General features: G+C 59.1%; 21 protein-coding genes. 15 read left to right on the top strand and 6 right to left on the bottom strand.

Annotated elements, in window-relative coordinates; all coding sequences use genetic code 11:
- Window positions 1–4 precede the first annotated feature (4 nt).
- The 3 genes from iolD to iolB all read left to right on the top strand — a co-directional run bounded on the left by iolD (window position 5) and on the right by iolB (window position 3,739).
- The gene (gene iolD, locus JNB88_RS03745) at window positions 5–1,855 is read left to right on the top strand and encodes a 3D-(3,5/4)-trihydroxycyclohexane-1,2-dione acylhydrolase (decyclizing) (protein ID WP_220354359.1); all 1,851 of its coding nucleotides are present in this window, start codon (window positions 5–7) and stop codon (window positions 1,853–1,855) included.
- A 66-nt stretch (window positions 1,856–1,921) separates the two neighbouring features.
- Complete coding sequence (iolE, locus tag JNB88_RS03740; RefSeq protein WP_220354358.1) at window positions 1,922–2,839, top strand: myo-inosose-2 dehydratase; 918 nt, start codon at window positions 1,922–1,924, stop codon at window positions 2,837–2,839.
- 102 nt (window positions 2,840–2,941) lie between these two features.
- Window positions 2,942–3,739, top strand: a complete 798-nt coding sequence (iolB, locus tag JNB88_RS03735) for a 5-deoxy-glucuronate isomerase (protein ID WP_220354357.1) — start codon at window positions 2,942–2,944, stop codon at window positions 3,737–3,739.
- Between the two features lie 50 nt (window positions 3,740–3,789).
- On the opposite strand, the gene JNB88_RS03730 is transcribed toward iolB, so the two are convergent.
- Complete coding sequence (locus tag JNB88_RS03730; RefSeq protein ID WP_220354356.1) at window positions 3,790–4,230, bottom strand: glyoxalase superfamily protein; 441 nt, start codon at window positions 4,228–4,230, stop codon at window positions 3,790–3,792.
- Window positions 4,231–4,577: 347 nt separating this feature from the next.
- On the opposite strand from JNB88_RS03730, the gene JNB88_RS03725 reads away from it, so the two are divergent.
- On the top strand, window positions 4,578–4,910 hold the full coding sequence (locus tag JNB88_RS03725) for a hypothetical protein (RefSeq protein ID WP_220354684.1): 333 nt from the start codon (window positions 4,578–4,580) through the stop codon (window positions 4,908–4,910).
- 41 nt (window positions 4,911–4,951) lie between these two features.
- On the opposite strand, the gene JNB88_RS03720 is transcribed toward JNB88_RS03725, so the two are convergent.
- On the bottom strand, window positions 4,952–5,398 hold the full coding sequence (locus JNB88_RS03720) for a baeRF12 domain-containing protein (protein ID WP_037134512.1): 447 nt from the start codon (window positions 5,396–5,398) through the stop codon (window positions 4,952–4,954).
- A gap of 253 nt (window positions 5,399–5,651) precedes the next feature.
- On the opposite strand from JNB88_RS03720, the gene JNB88_RS03715 reads away from it, so the two are divergent.
- Window positions 5,652–6,047 carry a hypothetical protein gene (locus tag JNB88_RS03715; protein ID WP_037134511.1) on the top strand — a complete coding sequence of 132 codons (396 nt, stop codon included), beginning with the start codon at window positions 5,652–5,654 and terminating at the stop codon, window positions 6,045–6,047.
- 93 nt (window positions 6,048–6,140) lie between these two features.
- The gene (locus JNB88_RS03710; RefSeq protein ID WP_220354355.1) at window positions 6,141–7,253 is read left to right on the top strand and encodes a pyridoxal phosphate-dependent aminotransferase; all 1,113 of its coding nucleotides are present in this window, start codon (window positions 6,141–6,143) and stop codon (window positions 7,251–7,253) included.
- Window positions 7,254–7,370: 117 nt separating this feature from the next.
- Here the strand turns inward: JNB88_RS03710 and JNB88_RS03705 are convergent, their stop codons facing one another.
- Window positions 7,371–7,637: a sel1 repeat family protein gene (locus JNB88_RS03705; RefSeq protein WP_220354354.1), complete on the bottom strand. Its 267-nt coding sequence runs from the start codon at window positions 7,635–7,637 to the stop codon at window positions 7,371–7,373.
- Between the two features lie 434 nt (window positions 7,638–8,071).
- On the opposite strand from JNB88_RS03705, the gene JNB88_RS03700 reads away from it, so the two are divergent.
- Window positions 8,072–8,410 (top strand): DUF2147 domain-containing protein, encoded by a 339-nt coding sequence (locus JNB88_RS03700; protein WP_037134508.1) that lies wholly within the window; start codon window positions 8,072–8,074, stop codon window positions 8,408–8,410.
- Between the two features lie 58 nt (window positions 8,411–8,468).
- Here JNB88_RS03700 and JNB88_RS03695 read toward each other — a convergent pair whose 3' ends face one another.
- Window positions 8,469–9,167 carry a glutathione S-transferase N-terminal domain-containing protein gene (locus JNB88_RS03695; RefSeq protein ID WP_037134807.1) on the bottom strand — a complete coding sequence of 233 codons (699 nt, stop codon included), beginning with the start codon at window positions 9,165–9,167 and terminating at the stop codon, window positions 8,469–8,471.
- Window positions 9,168–9,242: 75 nt separating this feature from the next.
- Between JNB88_RS03695 and JNB88_RS03690 the strand changes: the two genes are divergently transcribed.
- On the top strand, window positions 9,243–9,497 hold the full coding sequence (locus JNB88_RS03690) for a hypothetical protein (RefSeq protein ID WP_156142554.1): 255 nt from the start codon (window positions 9,243–9,245) through the stop codon (window positions 9,495–9,497).
- A 97-nt stretch (window positions 9,498–9,594) separates the two neighbouring features.
- Complete coding sequence (gene amn / locus JNB88_RS03685; protein WP_220354353.1) at window positions 9,595–11,091, top strand: AMP nucleosidase; 1,497 nt, start codon at window positions 9,595–9,597, stop codon at window positions 11,089–11,091.
- Between the two features lie 9 nt (window positions 11,092–11,100).
- Here the strand turns inward: amn and JNB88_RS03680 are convergent, their stop codons facing one another.
- Entirely contained in the window at window positions 11,101–11,325 is a 225-nt protein-coding gene (locus JNB88_RS03680) for a hypothetical protein (RefSeq protein ID WP_220354352.1), read from the bottom strand.
- Between the two features lie 147 nt (window positions 11,326–11,472).
- Between JNB88_RS03680 and JNB88_RS03675 the strand changes: the two genes are divergently transcribed.
- The 4 genes from JNB88_RS03675 to JNB88_RS03660 are packed head-to-tail and all read left to right on the top strand — an operon-like array spanning window position 11,473 to window position 13,814.
- Entirely contained in the window at window positions 11,473–11,832 is a 360-nt protein-coding gene (locus JNB88_RS03675) for a YciI family protein (RefSeq protein WP_220354351.1), read from the top strand.
- 10 nt (window positions 11,833–11,842) lie between these two features.
- Window positions 11,843–12,202 carry a YciI family protein gene (locus JNB88_RS03670; RefSeq protein WP_220354350.1) on the top strand — a complete coding sequence of 120 codons (360 nt, stop codon included), beginning with the start codon at window positions 11,843–11,845 and terminating at the stop codon, window positions 12,200–12,202.
- A 4-nt stretch (window positions 12,203–12,206) separates the two neighbouring features.
- Window positions 12,207–12,566 (top strand): YciI family protein, encoded by a 360-nt coding sequence (locus tag JNB88_RS03665; protein WP_220354349.1) that lies wholly within the window; start codon window positions 12,207–12,209, stop codon window positions 12,564–12,566.
- 3 nt (window positions 12,567–12,569) lie between these two features.
- Window positions 12,570–13,814, top strand: coding sequence for an RNA polymerase sigma factor (locus tag JNB88_RS03660; RefSeq protein ID WP_220354348.1), 1,245 nt, complete (start codon window positions 12,570–12,572; stop codon window positions 13,812–13,814).
- Here JNB88_RS03660 and JNB88_RS03655 read toward each other — a convergent pair.
- Entirely contained in the window at window positions 13,782–14,744 is a 963-nt protein-coding gene (locus JNB88_RS03655) for a lysylphosphatidylglycerol synthase domain-containing protein (protein ID WP_220354347.1), read from the bottom strand. The two genes, JNB88_RS03660 and JNB88_RS03655, sit on opposite strands and share 33 nt — an antisense overlap.
- A 67-nt stretch (window positions 14,745–14,811) precedes the next feature.
- Here JNB88_RS03655 and JNB88_RS03650 point away from each other — a divergent pair, with 67 nt between their 5' ends.
- Together JNB88_RS03650 and JNB88_RS03645 are read left to right on the top strand one after the other, a co-directional pair.
- Window positions 14,812–15,828 carry a glycosyltransferase family 2 protein gene (locus JNB88_RS03650; RefSeq protein WP_220354346.1) on the top strand — a complete coding sequence of 339 codons (1,017 nt, stop codon included), beginning with the start codon at window positions 14,812–14,814 and terminating at the stop codon, window positions 15,826–15,828.
- A complete protein-coding gene (locus JNB88_RS03645) occupies window positions 15,821–17,317 on the top strand; it encodes a glycosyltransferase family 39 protein (RefSeq protein ID WP_220354345.1) in 1,497 nt (498 codons plus the stop codon). The genes JNB88_RS03650 and JNB88_RS03645 overlap by 8 nt, the downstream gene beginning before the upstream one ends.
- The last annotated feature ends 6 nt before the right edge of the window (window positions 17,318–17,323 follow it).

Genomic DNA, 17,323 nt, shown 5'->3' with positions numbered 1-17,323 from the left:
CCCCATGGGCAAGACTGTACGATTGACGATGGCTCAGGCCGTCACGCATTTCCTCAAGAAGCAGATGACCCTGGTCGACGGCAACAAGGTGCCAATCTTCGGCGGCGTCTGGGCGATCTTCGGGCACGGCAATGTCGCTGGCATCGGCGAGGCGCTCTATCAGGTCCGTGGCGAACTGCCGACCTATCGTGCCCATAACGAGCAGGGCATGGCGCATGCGGCGATTGCTTATGCCAAGGCGAATTTCCGCCAGCGTTTCATGGCGTGCACGACGTCGATCGGTCCAGGCGCCCTCAACATGGTGACGGCTGCCGGCGTCGCTCACGTCAACCGCATCCCGGTGCTCTTCCTGCCGGGCGATGTCTTCGCCAATCGCGCGCCTGATCCGGTGCTGCAGCAGATCGAGGATTTCGGCGACGGCACGGTTTCGGCCAATGACGCCTTCCGTTCGGTTTCCCGCTATTTCGACCGTATCACGCGGCCGGAGCAGATTATCTCGGCGCTGAAGCGCGCCATGCAGGTACTGACCGATCCTTATGACTGCGGCCCCGTCACGCTGTCATTGTGCCAGGACGTGCAAGCCGAGGCCTTCGACTATCCCGAGAGCTTCTTCGAGGAGCGTGTCTGGACCACGCGCCGCCCTCGCCCGGATGCCGATGAACTGGCAAACGCCATCGCGCTCATCAAGAAATCGGAAAAGCCGGTCATCATCGCCGGCGGTGGTGTACTCTACTCGCAGGCCACGAAGGAACTGACGGCGTTTGCGGAAGAACACCGCATCCCCGTCGTCGTTACGCAGGCCGGTAAGTCGGCGATCGACGAGCGGCATCCGCTGGCGCTCGGCTCCGTTGGTGTCACAGGCACGTCTGCGGCCAATGCCATCGCCACGGATACAGACCTGATCATCGCCGTCGGCACGCGCTGCCAGGACTTCACGACGGGCTCGTGGGCGCTTTTCCAGAACGACAAGCTGAAGATCCTCGGCCTCAACATTGCCGCGTACGACGCAGCCAAGCATGACGGTGAGACGCTGGTGGCCGATGCCCGCGAGGGACTGAAGGCAGTTTCGAGCGGGCTTGCCGGCTGGAAGGCACCCGCTGGGCTCGCAGAGAAGGCCAAACGGGAAAAGAAGGTCTGGATGGACGCCGCCGCCAAGGCGATGGCGAGCACCAATGCCGCCCTGCCCTCCGACGCCCAGGTGATCGGCGCTGTTACCCGTTCGATCGATCTCGAAAAGGCCATCGGCCTATGTGCTGCCGGCGGCTTGCCGGGCGAGATGCACAAGCTCTGGCCGGCGACCGCGCCCGGCAGCTACCACATGGAATATGGCTTCTCCTGCATGGGCTACGAGATTGCTGGCGGCCTTGGTGCTAAGATGGCGCATCCTGAGAAGGAAGTCTTCGTCCTCGTCGGCGACGGCTCCTACATGATGCTGAATTCCGAGCTCGCGACATCGGTCATGCTCGGCCTGAAGCTCAACATCGTCCTGCTGGACAACCGCGGCTACGGCTGCATCAACCGGCTGCAGATGGCGACCGGTGGCGCGAACTTCAACAACCTGCTGAAGGACGCGCACTACGAAGTCATGCCCGAGATCGACTTCCGGGCACATGCCGAGAGCATGGGCGCCATCGCCGTCAAGGTTGCGTCGATCGCCGAGCTCGAGAAGGCGATCGCCGACTCGAAGAAGAACGATCGCACCTCGGTTTTCGTGATCGACACCGATCCGCTGATCACGACGGATGCCGGCGGCTATTGGTGGGACGTTGCCGTTCCCGAAGTCAGCCCGCGCGAACAGGTCAACAAGGCGCACGCGGCTTACGTCAAGGCGCGCGCCGCCCAGCGCATCGGCTGATCGACTGATTTCATCTTCTGGAAGAGCGGCGACGCTCTTCCAACAATGCTTTTGAGGAGACTATTGATGAAGGCCAAACTTGGCATGTCGCCGATCGCCTGGTGGAACGACGATCTTCCCGAGCTTAGCGACGACGTATCCCTGGAAGAATGCCTGCGCCAGTCGCGCGGCGCTGGCTTTACCGGCATGGAACAGGGCCGCCGCTTTCCGAACAATCCGGCCGAGATGCTGCCGATCCTGCGCGCCGCCGACGTGACGCTTTGCGGCGGCTGGTTCTCGGGCACGCTCGTCGACGAGGAGCTCGCGGCCAACAAGGATCGCATCGCGCCGATGATCGAGCTGTTCAAGGCCGTCAACGCGCCCTGCATCGTTTATGGTGAAGTCGGTCGCTCCATCCAGGGCGACCGATCCAAGCCGCTCGCGACCAAGCCGCGTCTTTCCGACGATGAGATGAAGGTCTATGCCCGCAAGGTCACCCAGTTTGGCGAATGGTGCGCCGAGCAGGGCATGCCGCTTTCCTATCACCACCACATGGCAGCCGTCGTTGAGACCGAGCCGGAACTGGACGCCTTCATGCGCAATTCGGGTGAAGGCATTCCGCTGCTGCTCGACGCCGGGCACCTGGCCTTTGCCGGCGGCGACGTTTTGCGCGCCATCGACAATCACCACGCCCGCATCAATCACGTTCACGTCAAGGACATCCGCAAAACTGTTGTCGACGGGCTCGACCGTAGCAAGCAGTCCTTCCTCGACGTGGTGGCGCTCGGCGCCTTCACCGTGCCGGGTGATGGCTCGCTCGATTTCGGCGCCATCGTCGAGCGGTTCGCGAGTTACGGCTATGAAGGGTGGTTCGTCGTCGAGGCTGAACAGGATCCGCGCAAAGCGCCTCCGCAGAAGATGGCAGAAATCGGCCATGCTGAACTGATGCGCGTCATGACCACGGCGGGCTACACGGTGGAAACCGAGGGCTTCCCCAAGGGATAGCGTTCTATCTGCGGCCATCTAAGGATTCGCTCGCCCCACAACCCGCCCCGAAAGGGGTGGGGGCGAGGACAAGAAAGCGAGAGCATCAGGGAGTACCCGCCAATGCCAAACCTCAAGGTGAAACCATCCGGCACGCACGGCCGCGTCACGCACGTCACCCCGGAAAACGCCGGCTGGACCTATGTCGGCTTCGATATGCATCGGATGAAGCCAGGCGAGACGGTCTCCGGAGAAACCGGCGAACGCGAAGTTTGCCTCGTCTGGGTGAGTGGCAAGGGCAAGGCCAAGGCCGGCACGAAGGATTTCGGCTCGCTCGGCGAGCGCATAAGCCCCTTCGACGGCGCCCCGCATGCGCTTTATATCCCTATGGAATCGACGTGGTCGGTGACGGCGGAAACAGACCTTGAACTTGCGGTCTGCTCTGCTCCCGGCGGCGGCACATATGAAGCAAAAGCCATTCCGCCCGGCACGCACCCGCCTCTGACGCGCGGCAAGGGCACCAACGTGCGCTACGTCAACAATATCATGCCGGAAGATGACGCCTCCGCCTACTCGTTGCTCGTCGTCGAGGTCATCACGCCAGGCGGTCATACGTCCAGCTACCCGCCACACAAGCACGACCAGGACAACCTTCCGAACGAGAGCTTTCTCGAAGAAACCTACTATCACCGGCTCAACCCGCCCCAGGGTTTCGGCTTCCAGCGGGTATATACCGACGACCGTTCGCTGGACGAGGTGATGGTGCTTGAGGACGGCGATGTGACGCTGGTGCCGAAGGGCTATCACCCTTGCGCCGCCTGCCACGGCTATGACCTCTACTACCTCAACGTCATGGCCGGGCCCAAGCGCATATGGAAATTCCACAACGCGCCGGAGCATGAGTGGCTGCTGAAGGCGTAAGACAAGAATACAACAGAGCCGCGCCCGAAAGCGCGGCACTGTTGTGCGCCTCAAATCTCCAGCACGAGATGCGGAACGCCGTTCGACGTCTCGCGCGGCGACACGCCGTTTGCATCGACCTGCGCATTGATGCGCCGACGGAAGGCCGAAAAGCTCTCGAAGGTCACCACGTCCACCGGCTCGTCGAAATGGATGGTGATCTTGTGGAGCTTGGCTCCCGGCTCTCCGGCGAGAGCCAGCACCTGGCCAGTGAAGGACTGGTTCAAATAGCGGCCGCGCACCTGGGAGCCAACCGAGATGGCCGCAATTGGCTCCTCGTTCGGCCTTGCAGCGAGTGCAGAGAGGGTATTCCAGTCTCGCACCCCATGCTGCTGGGCGACGAGTTCGAGCGCAGCGCTGTGAGAAATCGGGGTGCTGCGTCCTTCCATGGCCTGACGAAGACGCTTGGCCTGGGATTTCAATTCTTCGATCGTTGGATATGCAGTGGTCACAGAATCAGCCTTTCGGAAGGCATGCCATTTCGACCGGTACCAGGGAGCTCGCCTTGCCTGCAGTCAGCATGCACCAAAATGGCTGTGACTGATCATATCGAGGACTTCACCATGGACCTGTCGTCCGCGAGCGGCCGGCGCCTCGAGCCATGCCCGATATGCTTGAAGGCCATCGGCCTGTCAAGCGACGTGGCTTCAGGGTAGAAGCTCTCCCTGACCGAAAACGAGCCATTCTGCTCTCCAGACAGGCATAAGCTTCGGATTGTAGGGAGATTATTCAGAAGTTGTCAGCAATCCTACGCTAATCTCGAAGCGTATAACAAGCGGAGGCTACCATGGCCTTTCAGATGCACCTCGACACAGAGCACCCGGAGCCCGAACAGGCCTACCGGGAATTTTCGCTCGATCGTCCCGGCAAGATCATCGTCGTCGGGCACCACCTCAGCACGGGAACGCAGATCCGTTGCCTGATCCGCACTATCACGCTTGCCGGCGCGGTGCTGGAGGTCAATCCGAACATAGAGGTCCCAAATCACTTCTTCCTCGAGATCCTCGGAATCCATGATGAAATCGGCTCGACGGTCGTGAAGCGGGAGGGCGACCTCGTCACGATCAGCTTCAATATGCTGATCAATCCGGAATTTCTGCACCACGTCCTAAGGCTGAATTTCGAGAACTGAGCGGCGGATACGAAACGAGGCTCGTATCCACCGTCATTTGGCTAAGCCACCAAGTGCCGTTCGATCTGATCGACCGGCAAGTTGATGTAATCTTTCGGAACTTCAGCCGAAATCGCAGCCTGCACGTCTGCCGTCAGATTGCCCCGAAGCGTACCAAGTGCCCGGGGCGGCGCCACCAGAACAATACGTCGAGCCTGCTTCTCGCGCACCAACGCATCCATCTTCACGGCGACCTGCTTCAAGAACTCTGTCTCGGCTTGCTCATGCCAATCCGTTTGCTGCACAGCACTACCGCTGAAACCACCTGCAACGTGCGTTCTACCAGGTTTGTCCGTGCCGATTTCCCGGTCTGGTTCATTCGGCTGGGACAAGGTTTCCTCGACCTTGAGGTTCATATATTCCGCATCGCCTGCATTCTGCAGGATCAATGCCTTGGCACCATCGCAAACGACCACCCACGATTTCGACGGAACTCTGACATCAACCATTGTTATTTCCTCATCTTGCAATTTTGAAGCGTCGGACACGCCCCGACACTTAGGCAAACGTGCAAGCCGAGAAAGAGTTCGATGGCATCATGTGACAATTTCGGTGCGATCTGTGCCGGGTAGCAGTGCCGGAAAGCAGGAAAAGGCTGCATCGCTAAAATTGTATTTTCTTCTTTGACAATTGTGCAAAGCATTCATGTGAGGCTGTGGTCGATGTAAACCGGGATAATCCGGGTTAAGGGAGACACGCGGGATGTCCATGCTTCGCGCCACACACCTTGCGACGGTAAAATCTGCGGTCTACGAGACGCGCTGGGAACAATTCAACGTCAGGCGCCCTGCCCGTATCGTTGCCGTTCGACCTTGCCTCACTGGCATTTCCATCCGCAGTGCGGAAATCGTCGACATCTCGCGCGGTGGCGCCACCTTTGTCGTCTCATCGACAGCAGGCCTGCCGAAGCACTACTACCTCAATATTCTTGGCCTCGCCTACAGGATCGGCTGCGCGGAAGTGTATCGCAACAACGAGCGCATAGGCGTCCGCTTCATCAATACGATCGAGCCCGAGGTGCTGCGCCGCGTCGTGCGCGCCGACTTTATGGCCGGCAACGTGGAAGCTCTCGAAGCCCGCGGAGCCGTGCGCATGTAAATCCCGCATACCGAGAAATAATGTTTCTTGCCTTGGCGGTGGCAGAGCCTATTCTCGGCCCGATTTTTACAGCATCCAGGAAACTGCTTCAGCATGTCCGCCTTTTCGCGCTTCACACCGCTTGCTAGCGCCCTCCCGTCCACCGTTCCTTTCGTCGGCCCGGAAGCGATCGAACGTCAGCGCGGCCTTCAGGTCAAGGCACGCATCGGCGCAAACGAAAGCGGCTTCGGCCCCGCCCCGTCTGTAATCGCTGCCATGCAAGAGCAGGCTGGCGAGATCTGGAAGTACAACGACCCCGAAAACCACGCGCTCAGGCAGGCTCTTGCCGACCATCTTGGCGTCGGAATCGACTCCATCGCCATCGGCGGGGGTATCGATGAGTTGCTTGGCCAGATCGTACGGCTCGTGATCGAGCCGGGCGCACCAGTCGTCACGTCGCTCGGCGGCTATCCGACCTTCAACTTTCATGTAACGGGCTTTGGTGGGCGGCTGGTAACGGTTCCCTATGCCAATGATCGTGAGGATCTCGGCGGTCTTCTGGAAGCGGTCAAGCGCGAGAACGCGCCGCTGGTTTATTTCGCCAATCCCGACAATCCGATGGGGAGCTGGTGGGATGCAGAGAGCATCGTCGCCTTTGCCCGTGCGTTGCCGGAAACCACGATGCTGATCCTCGACGAGGCCTACAGCGAAACCGGGCCTGCAGGATCTCTTCCCTCGATCGCGTCACTGATCGAGCTGCCCAACATCGTGCGTACGCGCACGTTCTCGAAAGCCTATGGCTTGGCCGGCGCCAGGGTTGGCTACGTCATCTCGACGCCCGGCACGGCGCGCGCGTTCGACAAGATCCGCAACCACTTCGGCATGAACAGGCTGGCGACCGTTGCGGCGCTGGCTGCACTCAAGGACCAGGCGTATCTCGCCGAGGTTGTCGGGAATATCCACCGCGCGCGCGACCGGATTGCCGGTATCGCCAAGGCGAATAACCTGCTTCCGCTTGCCTCCGCGACAAATTTTGTTGCCATCGACGCCGGACGCGATGGCACTTATGCCCGCGCTATCGTCGATGGGCTGATGCAGCACGGCGTCTTCATTCGCATGCCAGGCATAGCTCCGCTCAATCGGTGCATCCGGGTTAGCGTCGGACCGGAAGCGGATATGGCGCTTTTCGAGAAAGCACTGCCGCAAGTGCTCAAGTCGCTAGACTAGAAACCTCAACGCAAGCAGCCGCGCCGGCATTGTTCCTGCCGGTCGCGGTTGGCATTTCTGGCGTCGCCCCACCCGGAGCCCCGCCGCGTCCCTCTTTTGAGGTTGTCGTTATCGTCCTTAGTGGATCGTCATCCACTCGCGTGCAGCGCGCAGCGCCTCAACGAGCTGCATCTTGTCCATGCTTGCGGCAACATCAGCGCGCAGTTCCGCGGCGCGGTCGTTGCCTTTGATCGCCGCGATGTTCAACCACTTGTGAGCGGCAACCAGATCCACGGCACAGCCGCGACCTGTCGCATACATCAGACCCATTTCGCAGAAGATCTCGGCGCTGTTTTCGCCACCCATGGTGGCCATTTCAGCATTGTGCATTTCAAAGCGTGCCATCGGTTTTATCCCTGTTTAGCCTGTTGTCGACTTACCCTGTTTTACCTTCGGGCCCTGCCGTCTATCGCGGCTTTAGTGCCCTTCGGTCCGGCGGGTTTGCCCCGCTCGTTTGATGGCTCCACTATGCCAATGTGCTTTCAAAAAACGCCTAAAATGCATGATTAATTTGCGACAAACAAAGTGCAAATGCTTGGTAAAATTGGATTTTTGTTAAACATCGGAATCCCTGAGGATTAAGGATTTTCGACACAATTTTACGGAATATTCAGATCTGAAAATCAACCTTCCGTTCACCACGAAATGAGCTGAAAACTCGCGAAACGGAAGATTCACCAATGCCAGCGCCTGCAGGAATGCTCCACGTAGGCGGCGAAATACATTTACCTTTACGTTCGCGTCATATATTTTCCTGCGCGGACATTAGGGAGGAACGAATGATCCGCACACTCATTCTTGCCGGCGCATTGGTGTTTGCCGCCGGAGCAGCACTGGCAGACGAGCCGATCGTCGGCAATTGGAAGACAGCCTCGGGCGATACGGCCCATATCGCATCCTGTGGCGACAGCTACTGCATCGTCCTGAAGTCCGGCAAATATGCAGGCAAGAAGATTGGAACACTCGCGGGAAGTGGCGTGACCTATACCGGCCAGATCACGGATCCGGCCAACGACAAGACCTACAGCGGATCGGGCAACGTTCTCGGAAACTCCCTCAAGATGAAGGGGTGCGTTCTGAACGTACTCTGCAAATCACAGACCTGGACCCGCCTGTAGAACAGGCGAGCCCGAAAAGAAGCGCCCGGACAGGCCGGGCGCTTTTTCTTATTCATTCTCAGCGCGCGCGTTGATTGAAAAGGATCTTCTGCGCTTCCTTGTCCTCGGCAAGATTGCTGCGCTCACGCTCTTCCTTGCCGACGGCGGTGCCACGAATAACGGCTGGACGCGCCATCATCGTCTCAAACCAGCGCTTGAGATTGGGAAACTCGTTGAGATCCTGCCCCTGACGTTCGTAGGGGATCACCCAACCGATGCTGGCCATATCGGCTATGGAATAGTCCCCGGCGAGATAGTCGCGGTCGGCAAGCCGCTTGTTCATCACTCCATACAGGCGGTTCACTTCGTTGGTATAGCGGTTGATGCCGTATTCGATCTTCTCCGGAGCATAGCCGCGGAAATGATGCGCCTGGCCAGCCATCGGGCCCAACCCACCAACCTGCCAGAAGAGCCACTCTTCAATCTGGACGCGTGTGCGTTCGTCCGTCGAGTAGAACTTTCCGAACTTGCGGCCAAGATACTGGAGAATGGCGCCCGATTCGAACACCGAGATCGGCTCCCCGCCGGGACCGTCCGGATCGATGATCGCCGGCATTCGGTTGTTCGGAGCAATCCTCAGGAAGTCCGGCGCAAATTGCTCTCCCTTGCCGATGTTGACGTATTTGACCTCGTAGGGAACGCCGAGCTCCTCGAGCATGATGCTGATCTTCCAGCCATTCGGCGTCGGCCAATAGTAAAGTTCAATCGGTGCGGTCATGAAAATCTCCTTCGCGGACTGCAAAGATAAGATGCCCGGTTCGCGCTTCAAGCGGCCCGGCTTCCTGAACGGCTGATGAACCACGATCTCAGCGCCGGTTCAGCCACAGCGTGGCAAAACTGTCTCAACGCTAAGGCGATACCGGGGCAAGTCATGGATATGCTCATTTTGGCACGACGTTTTACCATCATCACACTGTTTGCGGCGGTCTTCGCCGTGAGCTTCTCGGCGGCAGTAAACCGCAACGCGGGTGGCGGCGCGCAATCGCACTTCGGAGCCAACTACAGCTGCTTCGATGCAACCAAGCCCTTCTGCAGACCAAGCCGCTGATCGCACCTGCTCGGCGGCGCCTCGTCGCGCCGCCCAAAACGTACAATCTCCCCTGTCGCGTCGTTTGCTTGTTAAAAACAACAATCTATAATGGCGTATGAGCAAACGAATCTCTTCACCTCTGAACATTTCGTCCCCTGCACCGTTCGTTCCGAAAACCTTTGATGATCCGGTCAACGCTGTCGATGCGCTGACCGAACTCTATGAGCGCAACACAAACTTCCTGATTGAGAGCTTCGCCAAGCTCGCCAAGGGAGCGCCCATCACCTCGCGCTATCGCGCCTTCTATCCTCAGGTGAGCATCGAAACCACGAGTTACGGGCACATCGACACCCGCTTGTCCTATGGCCATGTCACTGCTCCTGGCATTTACACGACGACGATCACGCGGCCACAACTCTTCCGCCACTATCTGAAGCAACAGCTCGGATTGCTGATGAAGAATCATGACGTGCCGGTCGTCGTTTCGGAATCGACGACGCCAATTCCATTGCATTTTGCTTTTGGAGAGGGGGCGCATGTCGAGGCCTCAGCCTCTGCGTTCATGGACATTCCGATGCGCGATCTGTTCGACACGCCGGACCTGAACACAACCGACGACGAAATCGCCAATGGTGAATATATCCCGCCACCAGGCGAACCTTCCCCGCTTGCAGCCTTCACGGCCCAGCGTATCGACTATTCGCTCGCCCGCCTTGCGCACTACACGGCAACCGGCGCGCAGCACTTCCAGAATTTCGTGTTGTTTACGAACTACCAATTTTACATCGATGAGTTCTGCACGTGGGCACGGAAGCTGATGGCGGAAGGCGGCGACGGCTACACTGCGTTCGTAGAGCCCGGCAACATCATCACTCATGCCGGATCCAGCCAACCGGAAACCGACGTCACGCTCGCACGCCTGCCGCAGATGCCCGCCTACCATCTGAAAAAGAAGGGCCATGCCGGCATCACGATGATCAATATTGGCGTTGGTCCATCCAACGCCAAGACGATCACCGACCACGTGGCCGTGCTTCGTCCGCATGCCTGGCTGATGCTTGGCCACTGCGCCGGACTACGAAACAGCCAGCGCCTCGGCGACTACGTCCTGGCGCACGCCTACATGCGCGAAGACCATGTTCTCGATGACGATCTGCCTGTTTGGGTGCCCATCCCGGCGCTAGCGGAAGTGCAGGTCGCGCTTGAGGGCGCCGTTGCCGAAATCACCGGCTACGAGGGCTTCGAACTGAAGCGGATCATGCGCACCGGAACAGTCGGCACGATCGATAACCGGAACTGGGAGTTGCGTGACCAGCGCGGCCCCGTCAAGCGGCTATCCCAGGCCCGAGCCATTGCGCTCGACATGGAGTCGGCGACGATTGCTGCAAACGGCTTCCGCTTCCGCGTGCCCTACGGCACGCTGCTCTGCGTTTCGGACAAGCCACTGCATGGCGAATTGAAGCTTCCGGGCATGGCGACAGCCTTCTACAGGACGCAGGTCAACCAGCATCTTCAAATCGGCATCCGCGCCATCCAGAAGCTCGCCGCCATGCCACCGGAAGCGCTGCATTCACGCAAGCTCAGAAGCTTCTTCGAAACGGCCTTCCAATAGGCCGTTTCGTCACTGGCGCGTTGCGGCGACTGCATTGGTGGCGAGCTGCCGTTCATAACGTTCGCCGGCGTTGTCCAGCACCAAGACAGTCAATGCCAGGAAGGCTACAGCTGCAGCAAGGCGCGTGATCACAGCTCGCGTCGTTGGTAGCTGCCTATCAGCCCTGTATTGGTACCCGTTATCCTGGCGACCTGGACGGATCCAATTCGCCAGCACAATCTCCAATATACCCATGATCGTTACTCCATATCGTTTGACGACACTTGGTCGAAGCCGACGCGCACGTTTCGACCTAAACTCCTTCAAAAAGTTTTTTTCGCTTCATGTCGAAATCGACCTAGGCTGATCGTCCAATGATTGTGGCAGCGGGGAGAGCAAACAATGAAATATCTTTGCCAGGTGTGGTTCGAGCCGGCGACGCTTGAAGCCATGACTGATGAGGAAAGGAAGAACCTCGACAGGGCTTCCCTCGCCTATGACGACGATCTGGTCGCTAGCGGGCACATGCTCGCCGCCCAAGCGCTGCAATCGCCGAAAAATGCCGTAACCGTCCGCGTTCGCAACAACGAGATGTCTGTGACGGACGGGCCCTTTGCGGAGACGAAAGAGCAGCTCGGCGGCTTCATTCTGATCGACGCGAAAGATCTGAATGATGCCATTCGTGTTGCGGCCGGCATCCCACTCGCGAAGCTAGGGTCGGTCGAAGTCCGGCCGATTTACGACATTCCAGTCAACAATTGAGGAAGACGTTATGAGATATCTTTGCCAGATCTGGTTCGATACCGAGAAGAGCAAGCTCGTGCCGCAGGAAGAATGGGATGAGCTGACGCAAGAGTGCATCGCAAGCGATGACCATTGGCGCGACAGCGGCGTCCTTCAGGCGGCGCTTGCGCTACATGAACCCGAAACGGCCGTCACCCTCCGCATCAAGCAAGGCGTCACGACCGCGACGGACGGCCCCTTCGCCGAAATCAAGGAACACCTTGGCGGCTTCGTGGTGATCGAAGCCGCCGACATGGAGGCGGCCAAGGCGATCGTCTCAACGCTCCCGATATTGAAGTACGCTTCGATCGAGATTCGCCCCGGCTACTCCATCAAGGACGGGAAGTGAGGCCATGCGCTACGTTTGCCTTATCTACAACTCGGCCGATGTCGACGGTCGTCAGACCGTGGCCGAAAGTGAAGCCGTCGTTCGCGCGCATTTCAGCTTTGATGAAGACTTAAGTGATCGTGGCACGCTGATCCATGCCGACGCGCTCGAAACACCCGACAAGGCCGTCGTTCTGAGGGTACGCAAAAACGAGATCAGCATGACCGATGGCCCCTATGTGGAAACAAAGGAGCATCTGGCTGGCGTGTATGTTATCGATGCGTCCGACATGAATGAGGCGACAACTATTGCTGCTGGAATTCCCTGCGCCCGTTTTGGCGCTGTAGAGGTCCGCCCGGTGCGGATGCTGACGCTGCCGGAGTAAGCCTTGGAACGTTTGATCGAGGATATCTATCGATCGCAGTCTCGCCGGGTCCTTGCGACACTCATCCGCCTCCTCGGCGACTTCGACCGAGCTGAAGAAGCCCTACACGACGCGTTTGCTGCTGCCGCACGGACATGGCCTCGCGATGGTGTTCCAGCAAATCCCTTCGCCTGGCTTGTTTCCGCCGGACGATTTCGCGCGATCGACCACATCCGACGCCGGTCCCGTTTCGACGGGTCTGTGAAGGATATAGAGGAAAGTCTGTACGGATCTTTCGATGAGACGGAGATCGGCAACGTGGACCTGATCGAAGATGACATGCTCCGCCTGATCTTCACCTGCTGCCATCCAGTCATACCAGCCGATGCGCAGATGGCGATGGCGCTCCGCGAGATATGCGGGCTTACGACTGAAGAGATTGCTCACGCGTTTCTCGTCCCAGCCCCAACCGTGGCACAGCGTATCGTGCGCGCGAAGAACAAGATCCGCACAGCGAAAATTCCCTACGAGGTGCCTGAGCGCCACGAGTTGCCGGAACGGCTCGACCGGGTGCTGCATGTGATCTACCTGGTTTTCAACGAGGGCTATTCCGCCTCAACAGGCGAAGAAGTGGTCCGCGCCGATCTGACCTCGGAAGCCATCCGTCTTACACGGCTTGTGGCGCGCCTCCTGCCACATCCTGATGTCTCCGGGCTGCTCGCCCTCCTGCTTCTCCAGGACTCGCGTCGCGCTGCTCGGCGCGGTCCGGAGGGAGCTCTCGTTCTCCTGGCTGATCAGGATCGCAAGCTTTGGGACCGTGAAAAGATTCTGGAAGGCCTTGGATGCCTCGAAGGAGCCATGCGAAGTGGGGAGGTCGGTATCTATACGCTGCAGGCTGCTATCGCGGCAGAACACGCACGGGCCGAAACGTCAGAGAAAACCGACTGGCGTCGTATCGTCAGCTACTACGATCTCCTGCTGTCGGCTCAGCCGTCGCCGATTGCCGAGCTCAACAGGGCAGTCGCTGTGGCAATGGTGGAGGGAGCAGAAAGAGGTCTGCAGCTCGTTGACGCCATCCTGCAGACGAGGAACCTGGAGAGCTACCATCTTGCGCATTCGGCACGCGCCGACTTCCTAAGGCAGCTGGGGCAGAAGGCAGAGGCGATTCTGGCCTACGAGACAGCGCTCAGGCTCTGCCAGCAGGCACCTGAGCGGACATTTCTGACGAAACGAATCTCAGAGCTTTCGGTTGCGACCCAGGGGCAATGATATTGCCGTACCTGTCAGGGCCGAGACGATGACCAGCAGATGTGCATTGATGCTTGCCTGTGCCAAGGCAGCGAGTGCGGTCTTTTCGCTGGATGCGCCCAGAGCAACGGCGCCAGCTGTTATGCCGGCAGGATAGGTGCCGACGCCTCCGGGAGCATGCACGGGGAGTACCGAGGAGAGTTCACCGCCAAGCGCGCCACCGAAGCTTGCCGCCGTTGGCATCACGCCCATGAGGTTGAGGGCCCAGGCGAGTACCAGTACCTTAACGAGCCAGTTGATGACGGTCATCGCCCACGCACGCGTGAAGGCCATGGCGTCCACAGGGAGCCCCCGCTCGATCTCGGCCACAAGCTTTTGCGCCTTGGCGGGTAGCAGCCGGCTCGCAATCCGCAACAAGGGTTGCCTGAGCGCAAAGGCGATCACTGGAAGCGCCAGGAAAGCCATCCAAAAGAGCCACGCAATGACCTTGTGCGGAGACGCGATCGCAAAACCTATCCCGGCGGCAGCCAGCAAAGCGTGCAGATCAAGCAGTCGCATCACCAGAAGCGCCGACGTTCCGCGCGCCAGCGGGATACCGAACTCAGTACGCATCAAGACCGGAAAGCTGGTCTCGCCGGTTCGAAACGGCAACATGACGTTCAGGAGATTGTGTATCTGCGTGACGCGGAACAAAACCCCGAAGCGGCCCGCGGTTTCGCGCGGAAAATAGTCGTAGATGCGCCAGGTCCTGAGAAAGTAGGTGCCGGACAGCAAGGCCAGAGCGCAGATCACCGGAACCACGCCAATCGCAGCCCATTGCCCAAGAATTGCCGGCCAGCCCCAGAACCATTGAATGAAGAGCGCATAGGCCGCCACGATCGTGATCGTCAGCAGCGTCATTCGATTGCGCAGAAACCAGGATTGTCGGCTGGCAACAACCGGAGACTTCATATACTAGGCTTTCCTGACTATCGCGGCTTGGCGCCTGCCACCGTGCGCCTTGTAGGAGAAATCGAACGTGCAGACAACGGCAGACTCGCGCCAGGGCATCGTGGAGGCAGTGCGCCCCGTGGAACTGTCGGTGGTGGTGCCCGTCTTCAACGAGGAAGAGAGCGTCGGTCCGCTTGTCGATCGGGTCTGCGTGGCAATGGCCAGCTATCCCGATCGCTGGGAACTGATCCTGATCGACGACGGCAGCACGGATGCAACACTGGCCAATGCGCGCAAGCATATCGGCCGCGAGGGACTCGAGCTCAGGATTGTAGAGCTGCAGCGCAATTTCGGTCAGACAGCTGCGATGCAGGCCGGCATCGACGCCGCCACCGGCCGGTTGATAGCCACGATGGACGGCGATCTTCAGAACGACCCGAAAGACATCCCCTCAATGGTAGCTGAACTCGAGCGTCGCCAACTGGACCTCCTTGTCGGCTGGCGAAAGAACAGACAGGACGGCTTGCTCCTGCGCAAGATTCCATCCTGGTGCGCCAACTACCTGATCGGTCGCATCACCGGGGTGAAGCTGCACGACTATGGCTGCAGCCTGAAGATCTACCGCGCGTCGGTCATCAAGCAGGTCAAGCTGATGGGCGAGATGCACCGCTTCATCCCGGCCTGGGTCGCAGGAGTGGTGCCTAGCTCACGTATTGGCGAAATGGTCGTGACCCACCATGCCCGCCAGCACGGACAATCCAAGTACGGCATCTCGCGCACCTTCCGCGTCATCCTCGACCTACTCTCTGTCATGTTCTTCATGCGCTACAAGGCGCGGCCGGGTCACTTCTTCGGCTCGCTTGGTCTTGGCCTCGGTGCAATCTCCGCGCTGATCATGCTGTATCTCTTTGTCGACAAGTTCATCCTGGGCAACGACATTGGCACGCGTCCGATGCTGATGGTCGGCATCGTCTTCATGCTCTCCTCGGTCCAGCTGATCACGACAGGCATTCTTTCCGAGATGATCGCCCGCACCTACTACCGCGACGACGCGTCGCCGAACTACATCGTCCGCCAAGTCTTCGATGGAAGTGAGAATGCGTAATCTTCTGGCTCGCAAGCCGGACACTGTTGTCCTACTGCTGGCCCTCTATTTCATTGCCAGCTTCATCGTCCGTCTGCTTGTGCCAAACGGCCTGCGAGTGGATGAATCCCAGCAAGCGTTGTTCTCCCAATGGCTTGTGGCCGGTTACGACACCCAGCCGCCGCTCTACAACTGGTTCCAGGCCATAGTGGTGTCCGCATTCGGGCTGTCGGTCGCAACGATTGCGGCAGCCAAGAACCTGGTCCTGTTTCTGCTTTTTCTGAGCTACTACAAGCTCGCAAAGCTCGTGCTCGACGACCGATTGTTTGCGGCCATAGCAACGCTTTCCCTGTTCGCGATTCCGCAGATGTTCTGGCAGGCACAACGGGACCTGACCCATACGGTCGCCCAGATGCTGATGATCAACCTGCTTCTCTACAGCATCATCGGGACGCTGAAGGCACCGTCGCTGCTTTCCTACGTGATGATCGGCGTCACGCTTGGTCTCGGCATGCTGACGAAGTACAATTTTACGCTTGTCGTGTCTGGCGCGCTTATTGCGGTTCTGCTGCATCCGGAAGGCCTGAAGCGGCTACTTGATCGACGCTTCCTGCTGTCGTTGGCTATCGCGGTCCTCATCTTTTTACCGCACGGCCTTTGGCTTCTCGACAATCTTGGCCTCGCTGCAAGCCGTACTCTGAATACCATGGCGCAGGAGGCACCTACGGGTGCGCTCGCAAAGCTGATCAAGGGACCTACCGAATTTTTCGGGCAGATCCTCGTGATCATGGCTCCTCTTGTTGCGGTTTATGCGATCATCTTTGGCAAGAAGTTTCTGCTGAACTTGCGCCCGACGACGGTCTGGGCTCACTTTTTCGACACGATATTTCTGACCATTGGCCTGCAGGTTCTGCTGCTGGTTTTCGCCATCGGCATAACATCCATGCGCGATCGTTGGGTGCTACCTTTCCTCTTCCTCATGCCGATCGCATTCTGCCTGAAAATGCAGGCGCGCGGCATTCGGGCCGAGGATTTCGCCAAGCGTTTCCTTGTCGTGCCGCTTGCCGTGATGATCATCGTGCCGTCGCTCGTTTTCGTCCGCGCCAACGTACCGACACTTTTCGGTCGGCCGGAAGCCTATAACGCGCCTTACGAAGAGTTCGTCAGCCGGATTCTGGCGGAGGAAGGCAAGCGTCCTGGGCTGGTGTTGACCGACGGCTGGCTCGCATCCGGCAACCTGCATCTGCAACTGCCCGACGTCCCGACCCTTTGCACGTTTTTTGGCAATCTCGAGGTCGACTATGAGTGGACAGCAGAGAAGCCGATACTAGCGGTTTGGCTCGCTTCCGAGGAGGGGACGACACTTCAGCCGGAGTTGGGTGCGTGGGTCCAGACGAACCTTGGCCCCCAATACGCCAACGTGCCGGTGAAGCACATGAGCGTCGGATACGTTCGCGGTCGACCGGAAGACCAGCGCCTTTTCGGCTACGCGTGGATCTATCCCCGCTAGCCACGA

The sequence above is a fragment of the Rhizobium cauense genome (assembly GCF_019511525.1).
Taxonomy (GTDB): Bacteria; Pseudomonadota; Alphaproteobacteria; order Rhizobiales; family Rhizobiaceae; genus Rhizobium; species Rhizobium cauense.
This window is presented reverse-complemented; position numbering and strand designations above follow the sequence as displayed.